At 72.2% G+C, this 7,553-nt stretch carries 9 protein-coding genes; 1 reads left to right on the forward strand and 8 read right to left on the reverse strand.

Going from position 1 to position 7,553, the window contains the following annotated elements; genetic code table 11:
• The 3 genes from JHN45_RS48460 to tsaB all read right to left on the reverse strand — a co-directional run.
• Nucleotides 1-637, reverse strand: a 637-nt coding sequence (locus JHN45_RS48460; protein ID WP_201055846.1) for a tRNA (adenosine(37)-N6)-threonylcarbamoyltransferase complex transferase subunit TsaD, incomplete at its 3' end; no start/stop codon positions are given.
• The gene (gene rimI / locus JHN45_RS48465; RefSeq protein ID WP_236584935.1) at nt 630-1,148 is read right to left on the reverse strand and encodes a ribosomal protein S18-alanine N-acetyltransferase; all 519 of its coding nucleotides are present in this window, start codon (nt 1,146-1,148) and stop codon (nt 630-632) included. The genes rimI and JHN45_RS48460, both read right to left, overlap by 8 nt.
• 29 nt (nt 1,149-1,177) lie before the next feature.
• Nucleotides 1,178-1,831: a tRNA (adenosine(37)-N6)-threonylcarbamoyltransferase complex dimerization subunit type 1 TsaB gene (tsaB, locus tag JHN45_RS48470; RefSeq protein WP_201055850.1), complete on the reverse strand. Its 654-nt coding sequence runs from the start codon at nt 1,829-1,831 to the stop codon at nt 1,178-1,180.
• 120 nt (nt 1,832-1,951) lie between these two features.
• Here tsaB and JHN45_RS48475 point away from each other — a divergent pair, with 120 nt between their 5' ends.
• Nucleotides 1,952-2,509 carry a hypothetical protein gene (locus tag JHN45_RS48475; protein ID WP_201055853.1) on the forward strand — a complete coding sequence of 186 codons (558 nt, stop codon included), beginning with the start codon at nt 1,952-1,954 and terminating at the stop codon, nt 2,507-2,509.
• Between the two features lie 401 nt (nt 2,510-2,910).
• Here the strand turns inward: JHN45_RS48475 and tsaE are convergent, their stop codons facing one another.
• The 5 genes from tsaE to JHN45_RS48500 form a co-directional block, all read right to left on the reverse strand.
• Complete coding sequence (gene tsaE / locus JHN45_RS48480) at nt 2,911-3,432, reverse strand: tRNA (adenosine(37)-N6)-threonylcarbamoyltransferase complex ATPase subunit type 1 TsaE (protein WP_093628653.1); 522 nt, start codon at nt 3,430-3,432, stop codon at nt 2,911-2,913.
• Nucleotides 3,398-4,636 (reverse strand): alpha/beta fold hydrolase, encoded by a 1,239-nt coding sequence (locus JHN45_RS48485; RefSeq protein ID WP_200716439.1) that lies wholly within the window; start codon nt 4,634-4,636, stop codon nt 3,398-3,400. Before JHN45_RS48485 ends, tsaE begins: the two co-directional genes overlap by 35 nt.
• Complete coding sequence (gene alr / locus JHN45_RS48490; RefSeq protein ID WP_201055855.1) at nt 4,633-5,898, reverse strand: alanine racemase; 1,266 nt, start codon at nt 5,896-5,898, stop codon at nt 4,633-4,635. Before alr ends, JHN45_RS48485 begins: the two co-directional genes overlap by 4 nt.
• 46 nt (nt 5,899-5,944) lie before the next feature.
• Entirely contained in the window at nt 5,945-6,841 is an 897-nt protein-coding gene (locus JHN45_RS48495; protein ID WP_236584934.1) for a L,D-transpeptidase family protein, read from the reverse strand.
• 96 nt (nt 6,842-6,937) lie between these two features.
• On the reverse strand, nt 6,938-7,553 hold a 616-nt coding region (locus tag JHN45_RS48500; protein ID WP_201055856.1), incomplete at its 5' end, for an ADP/ATP-dependent (S)-NAD(P)H-hydrate dehydratase.

Here is a 7,553-nt window from a genome sequence, read left to right on the forward strand (position 1 = left end):
ACGCCGGGTCGCGCGGCCCGGTCAGTCCGCGCGGGAACGTGATCGCCGTGGGGTCGCCCTCCTTCGCGTACCGGTCGATGACCGGGCCGCCCGGGAAGCCGAGGTTCAGGACGCGCGCGATCTTGTCGAAGGCCTCGCCCGCCGCGTCGTCGATCGTCGCACCGAGCGGTCGTACGTCCGAGGTGATGTCGGAGGAGAGGAGGAGGGAGGAGTGGCCGCCGGAGACCAGCAGGGCCATCGTCGGTTCCGGGAGTGCGCCGTGTTCGAGCTGGTCGACGCAGATGTGGGAGGCCAGGTGGTTCACGCCGTAGAGCGGCTTGCCCAGCGCGTAGGCGTACGCCTTGGCCGCCGAGACGCCGACCAGGAGCGCGCCCGCGAGCCCGGGGCCCGCCGTGACCGCGATGCCGTCGAGGTCGCTCGCGCTCACGCCCGCGTCCTTGAGGGCGCGTTGGATCGTCGGGACCATCGCCTCCAGGTGGGCGCGGGACGCCACCTCCGGTACGACCCCGCCGAAGCGGGCGTGTTCGTCGACGCTGGACGCGACCGCGTCGGCGAGCAGGGTGTGGCCGCGGACGATGCCGACGCCGGTCTCGTCGCAGGAGGTCTCGATGCCGAGGACGAGGGGTTCGTCAGTCATTGAACTCGGTCCCTTGTACGGAAGGCGACCCCGCGGCGGAGCCGCTGTCGGGGTCTGTGGTCAGGCGCATCACCAGGGCGTCGACGTTGCCCGGCTGGTAGTAGCCGCGCCGGAAGCCGATGGGGGCGAAGCCGAAGCGCTCGTAGAGTTTCTGCGCGCGGACGTTGTCGACACGGCATTCGAGCATGACCTCGGCGCACTCGAACTCGCTTGCCGCGCTGAGGAGTTCGGTGAGCAGAGTGCCACCGAGGCCGGTGCCCCAGTGGTCGCGGGCGACGGCGATGGTCTGGATGTCGGCCTGATCGCCGGTGGTGGCGAGGCCCGCGTAGCCGATGACCCGGACACCGCCCTCGTACTGGTCGCCGGTCACCTCGGCCACCAGGTACCGGCGTGTCGCCTCGGCGCCCCGCGCGTGGGCCAGTTCGGACCAGAACATGCCCCGGGACCAGGCGTCCTCGGGGAAGAGGTCCTTCTCCAGTTCCAGCACGGGATCGATGTCCCACCAGCGCATCTCGCGCAGTCGAGGACTCAGGGATTCGGTCACTTGGGGGTGACCACCTTGTAGTTCTTGGGGACCTGCGCGTCGGGGCGGCGCAGATAGAGTGGCCGGGGCGCGGGGAGTTCGACGCCCGCCGCCAGTCGCTCGGCGGCCAGGGAGGCGAGTGCGGCGGCGGACACGTGCTGCGGCTCGTGGGCGGACGGGAAGGTGCCCGGGTAGAGCAGGGCGCCGGCGCCGACGGCGGGCAGTCCCGCGACCTCGTCGGCGATGTCGGCGGGCCGGTCGACCGCCGGGTCGGTCACCCTCGTACGCGAGTCGGCGTAGCGCGCCCAGTAGACCTCCTTGCGGCGCGCGTCGGTGGCCACGACGAACGGGCCGTCGAGATCGGCGGCGTAGGCGAGGCCGTCCAGCGTGCACACACCGTGCACGGGCACGCCGAGCGCGAGCCCGAACGTGTCGGCGGTCATCAGCCCGACGCGCAGCCCGGTGTAGGGGCCGGGGCCGATGCCGACGACGAGACCGGTGACGGCGTCGAGCTTGAGCCCCGCGTCGGCGAGCACACGGTCGACGGCCGGGAGCAGCAGCTCACCGTGGCGGCGCGCGTCCACCTGACTCGACGAGGCGATGACGGCCTCGCCGTCGTGCAGGGCGACGGTGACTGCGGGGGTGGCGGTATCCAGAGCGAGCAAGAGCACGCAAACAGCCTACGGCTCCGGCGCCCCGGGCACGGCCGCCCCGGTCGGCCCGGCCCGACTGCTACCGTCACCTACAGTCACCACACTTACTGGACATACAAGACACGGAGGTGGGCGCCGATGGCCGGCAGCAGCTCGGGAATCGTGGCCGGGCTCACCGTGGCGGCCGTCGCCACGGTCGGTTTCCTCGCCTATCAGGCGTCGGCGAGCGTCCCGGCCGGGATGGGCAGTACGGCCCGTGCGAGCGCTCCGCCGGCGGTGGCCACCTCGAAGGCGCCCCGCGACAAGAAGAACCCCGCCGCGCTGCCCGCGGGCTCCGGCAAGGGCGAGCGGGTCGTGTACTCGCTGGACGACGACCGGGTGTGGCTGGTCGCCGCGAACAACAAGGTCAACCGGACGTTCAAGGTCACCCCCGGGACGGTGGATCCGACCCTGGGCTCCTACTGGGTCACGTCCCGCTCGAACGCGGTCACCGGCACCGACGGCACCCCCATCCAGCACGTCGTCCGCTTCGCCAGCACGGGCGGGCTCGCGATCGGCTTCAGCGCGGCGGTCAACGGCACGCCCCAGCAGCCCGACCCCACGGTCAAGTCCGGCGGCATCCGCGAGACGGTCGAGGACGGCTCGGCGATGTGGGAGTTCGCGACGATCGGGCAGAGCATCGTCGTCATCCGCTGAGCGAGATCGCCCTGATAGGGATAGCGCCCCGCAGGGGCGCATCCCAGGGGCGCGGGGAACTGCGCGACCAGCCCCCACCGGCCCGCAGCCAAACGACTACGCAGCTTTACGCGACTCAACCGGCGGAGCATCCGGCGCGCGCGGCGGGGTCGAGACCGCCCTCGCCGCAGCCCCCGCCGCCAACAACTCCCGCATGGACACCCCGGCGAACACATACGGCTGCGGGCGGTCCTGGTTCTCTGAAGCCGACGAAGCCGACATGGACGCCTCCTGGGACCTGGGGGCGGACGTAGTTAGGTAGACCTAACTACTGACTGGATACCATGTGACCACGCGCGAGACCCGAAACGCAACATCTTGCCGACACCTTGTCGGAACCCACCCACCCGGGCATCGGGGAGTCACGCGCCGAGCACACCCAGTTCGACCGCGGCCCAGCGCTCACCGAGCCCGGTGACGGTCACGTGCCGTACCTCGTCGGTCGTGTCTCCGACGGCCCGGTGGATGACGACCGACAGCCGGTCGTCCGTCAACTCCTCGACCTTGCCCTCGCCCCACTCCACGACGATCACCGACTCCGGCAGCGAGACGTCGAGGTCGAGATCCTCCATGTCGTCGAGCCCGCCGCTCAGGCGGTACGCGTCGACATGGACGAGCGGCGGCCCCTCCCCCAACGAGGGGTGCACGCGCGCGATGACGAACGTCGGCGAGGTGACCGCCCCGCGCACGCCGAGCCCCTCCCCCAGTCCCCGGGTCAGCGTCGTCTTGCCGGCGCCGAGCTCGCCCGTGAGCATCACGAGGTCGCCCGCGCGCAGCAGCTTGGCCAGCCGGCGCCCCAACTCCCCCATCTGCTCGGGGGAGTTGACGGTGATCGAGACGGACAGGGGCTCAGCCGCGTCGTGCGGTGCTGCTGGTGCTTCCATAGCCACTTACGGTAGCCCCTGCCGGCACGGCACCCGCGCGGGTGAGCAGGTCGGCGAGGCGGTCGGTGACGACCTCCGGGTGCTCCAGCATGACCAGGTGCCCGGCGTCCGGCACGAGCACCAGCTCGGCGTCCGGCAGCTGGTCGGCGATGGCCTCGCTGTGCTCACTGGGCGTGACGAGATCGCCGATCCCGGCCAGCACGAGCACCGGCATGTCCTTGAAGTGGGTGAGGGCCGCGGTCTTGTCGTGGTCGGTGAACGCCGGGTAGAACTCGGCGACCACGTCGATGGGCGTGCCCTCGATCATCCGCTCGGCGAACCGCGCGACCGCCGGGTCGACGTCCCGGGACGCGAACGAGTACCGCTTGATGATCCCGGCGAACAGGTCGGCGGTGGCCCGCCGCCCCCGCTCCACCAGCGCGGCCTGCTGACCGAGCGCCTTGAGGACGCCGGGCAGCACCCGCCGTACCGCGTTGACGCCGGCGACGGGCAGGCCGAAGTTGACCTCGCCGAGCCGCCCGGCGGACGTACCGACGAAGGCGGTGGCGACGACCCGGTCGCGGATCAGGTCGGGGTACTGGTCGGCCAGTGCCATCACCGTCATGCCGCCCATGGAGTGTCCGACGAGCACGATCGGCCCCTCGGGCACGGCCGCGTCGAGCACGGCCTTCAGGTCGCGGCCCAACTGGTCGATGGTGAGCGGCATGTCGTCTTCCAACTGCGCCACTCCGCGCGCGGAACGCCCATGACTCCGCTGGTCCCAGTGCACCGTCCGTACGACCCCGCGCAGGGCAGCCCGCTGGAAGTGCCAGGAGTCCTGGTTGAGGCAGTAGCCGTGACTGAAGACGACGGTGACCGGGGCCGGTGCCTTGCGTCCGAAGAGCCGGCGGCGCTTGGGCGTGACGGCGACCTCGGGCTCGATGTCGTCGACCTCGTAGTACAGCTCGGTGCCGTCGTCCGCGTGGGCCGTGCCCGGGATGCCGCGCAGCGAGCCGTACGGTCCCGTGGAGTCGAGCGCCAGCCGCGCCCGCTCGCGCATGCCGCGCCCGACCGTCATCCGCTCTATGGCGACACCGGCCGCGGCTCCGGCGGCGATCACGCCTATCGCGGCGCCCGCGATTCCGGTCACCTTGCGCCAGTTGCCGGCCACCCCCGTGGCGGCGGAGGCGAGTTCGGCGATCGCCTCCGCGCTGCTCTCGCTCACGTGCCGCTCCTCTTCCCGTCCCGGACCTGCGCGTCGTCCGCCTCATACCCAGGGACGACCCGATCGACGAGGGCGACCTCGTCCTCCTCGGGGACGTCCTCATTGACGTAGACGCGGGGAACGCGTGTTCCGATGCGGGTGACGATCTCGTAGGCGATGGTGCCGGCGGCCTGTGCCCAGTCCTCGGCGGTGGGCTCGCCGCGGTCGCCGGGGCCGAAGAGGATCGCCTCCGCCCCGGGCTCCGGCTCGTCCCCTCCGAGGTCTACGACGAACTGGTCCATGGCGACCCGCCCGGCGACCGTGCGCCACTTGCCGCCGACCAGCACCGGGCCGGTGCCGGAGGCGTGCCGGGGGATGCCGTCCGCGTAGCCCACGGGGATGAGGCCGAGGGTCGTCGTGCCCGGGGTGACGTAGTGATGGCCGTAGCTGACGCCGTGCCCGCCCGGCACCTGCTTCACCAGGGCTACGGACGCCTTCAGGGTCATCACCGGCCGCAGTCCGAAGTCGGCCGAGGAGCCCTGCTCGGGGATGGGCGAGACGCCGTAGACGGCGATGCCCGTGCGGACGAGGTCGAAGTGGGAGTCGGGGCGGGTGAGGGTGGCGGGCGAGTTGGCGATGTGGCGGACCTCGGGCCGTACGCCCCGGCCCTCCGCGTAGGCGACCATCTCGCGGAAGAGGGCGAGTTGGGCGTCGATGGAGGGGTGCCCGGGTTCGTCGGCGCAGGCGAAGTGCGACCAGAGGCCGGTGATGCGGAGCAGCCCTTCGGCCTCCGCGAGCAGGGCCTCGCCGACGAGTTCGGCCCAGTCGTCGCCGGGCTGGCAGCCGTTGCGCCCGAGTCCGGTGTCGGCCTTGAGCTGCACGCGCGCGGGGAGACCGGTTTCGCGGGCGGCCGCCACGACCTCCCGCAGCGCCCACATGTCGCTGAGCGACATGTCGAGGTCGGCCTCGATGGCTTCGCGCCACGGACCGCCGGGGGTCCAGAGCCAGCACATGATCCGCACCCCGTCGGGCAGTCCGGCGTGGGCCCGCAGGCCGAGGGCCTCCTCGGGGGTGGCCGTGCCGAGCCAGGTCGCGCCCGCCTCGACGGCCGCGCGGGCGCACGGCAGGGCGCCGTGGCCGTACGCCTCGGACTTGACGACGGCCATGACGGCGGCGCCCGGCGCGAGGGCGCGCAGGGTCCGCACATTGGCCCGCAGGGCACCGAGGTCGATCTCGGCGCGGGCGCGCAGGGGCGCGGTCGGCGCAGTTGCTGTCTCGTTCATGACGCCCCCAGTCTCTCAGAGGGCACTGACATGCCCGCAGGCCCGCCTAGTTTCCGGGCCGGTGGCCCCACACATAGACACGGTCGCCCTTCTTGAGCACACCCCACAGCTTGCGGGCGTCGGACAGGCGCAGGTTGACGCAGCCCCAGGAGCCGGTGGTGGTGTAGATGCTGCCGTAGACGGCGTGGAAGGCGATGCCGCCGTCGAAGAACTGGGCATACGGCATGGGGCTGTTGTAGAGGGTCGACCAGTGGTTCTTGTGCTTCCAGTAGATCTTGTGCCAGCCGCCCCGCGTGACATGTCCGCCGCGCCCGCTGCGCATCGGGACCGGTCCGAAGACGACCTTCTTGCCCTTCTGCACCCAGGTGAGCTGCCGGTCGAGATCGACACAGGCGACGCGGTAGGAGCGGACGGGACACTTCCGGGCCGCGTTCGGGTTCTTCTTGGCGGCGAGGAGCTGCATGCGCGCCCAGGTCACCGGTCCGGCGAAGCCGATCGCGGGCTTGATGCCCTGCTTCTTCTGGAAGGCCTTGATCGCCTTGCAGTCGGCGGCCGACTGCCTACCGTCGACCTTGAGCTTCAACCACCGCTCCACGCCCCGCTGGTAGGGCCCGGTCTGCTTGCTGCAGGAGACCTTCGCCACGGCGTCCCCGATCGGCACGTACTCGACGAGCGCGTACGTCCCCGCCGCAGCGTCCCGCGGCTCGACCCGGTCCTCCTCTGCGGTCGGCGTGTACACCTTGGGTACGAGGGCCTGGTCGGGCGTGTCGATCTGCCAGGGCTGATAGGGCCCCGGGGGCACGCCCGGCACGAGCTCGGTCTCGCCGGGCCCGGGCGCCGGTGCCGGCCCGTCGGCCCAGGCGGTCCCGGTCCCTACGGGGAGGGCGATCACCGCGGTGAGCAGCACCGCGATGCTTCTGTGCGCGATTCGTGTACTGATCATGCGATCAGAGAAACGCGGCACCCCGGCGGAGAGCGGGTGCCGCGCGGAGGGGTCACCCTTATTGACGAGCCGGGGTGCCGCAGGTGCGGGAACGCGTCAGTCCCGCACGTCCCGCCACGCCGTCCGCACCGCCTCCGCCACGTCATGGGCTCCCACCGGAGCCCCGTCCGCCGCCAGCCGCCCCGCGAGACCGTGCAGATACGCCCCCACGCTGCCCGCGTCGAACGCCGACAGCCCAGCCGCCAGCAACGACCCCGCGAGCCCCGACAGCACGTCCCCGCTGCCCGCCGTGGCCAGCCAGCCGGTGCCCGTCGGATTGACCCGCACCGCACCGCCCCCGGAGTCGGCGACCAAGGTCGTCGAGCCCTTGAGGAGCACGGTCGCCCCGTACCGCCGCGCCAACTCCCGCACCGACGTGAGCCGGGCCGCCTCGACCTCCGCGCGAGGGACCCCCAGGAGCGCGGCGGCCTCGCCCGCGTGGGGGGTCATCAACGTCGGCGCCGTACGCGCCCGTACGGCCTCGGGGTCGACGAGCCGCAGTCCGTCCGCGTCGATGAGCACCGGCACGTCGGCCGTCACCACCTCCGCCACGGTCGCCGCGTCGTCGCCCGCCCCCGGCCCGACGACCCACGCCTGCACCCGCCCCGCCTTCGTCGGCCCCCGGTCCGACACCAGGGCCTCCGGGAACCGCGCGATCACCGCGTCCGCGGCC

This window comes from Streptomyces sp. MBT53, assembly GCF_016654115.1.
In the GTDB taxonomy this organism is placed as follows: Bacteria; Actinomycetota; Actinomycetes; order Streptomycetales; family Streptomycetaceae; genus Streptomyces.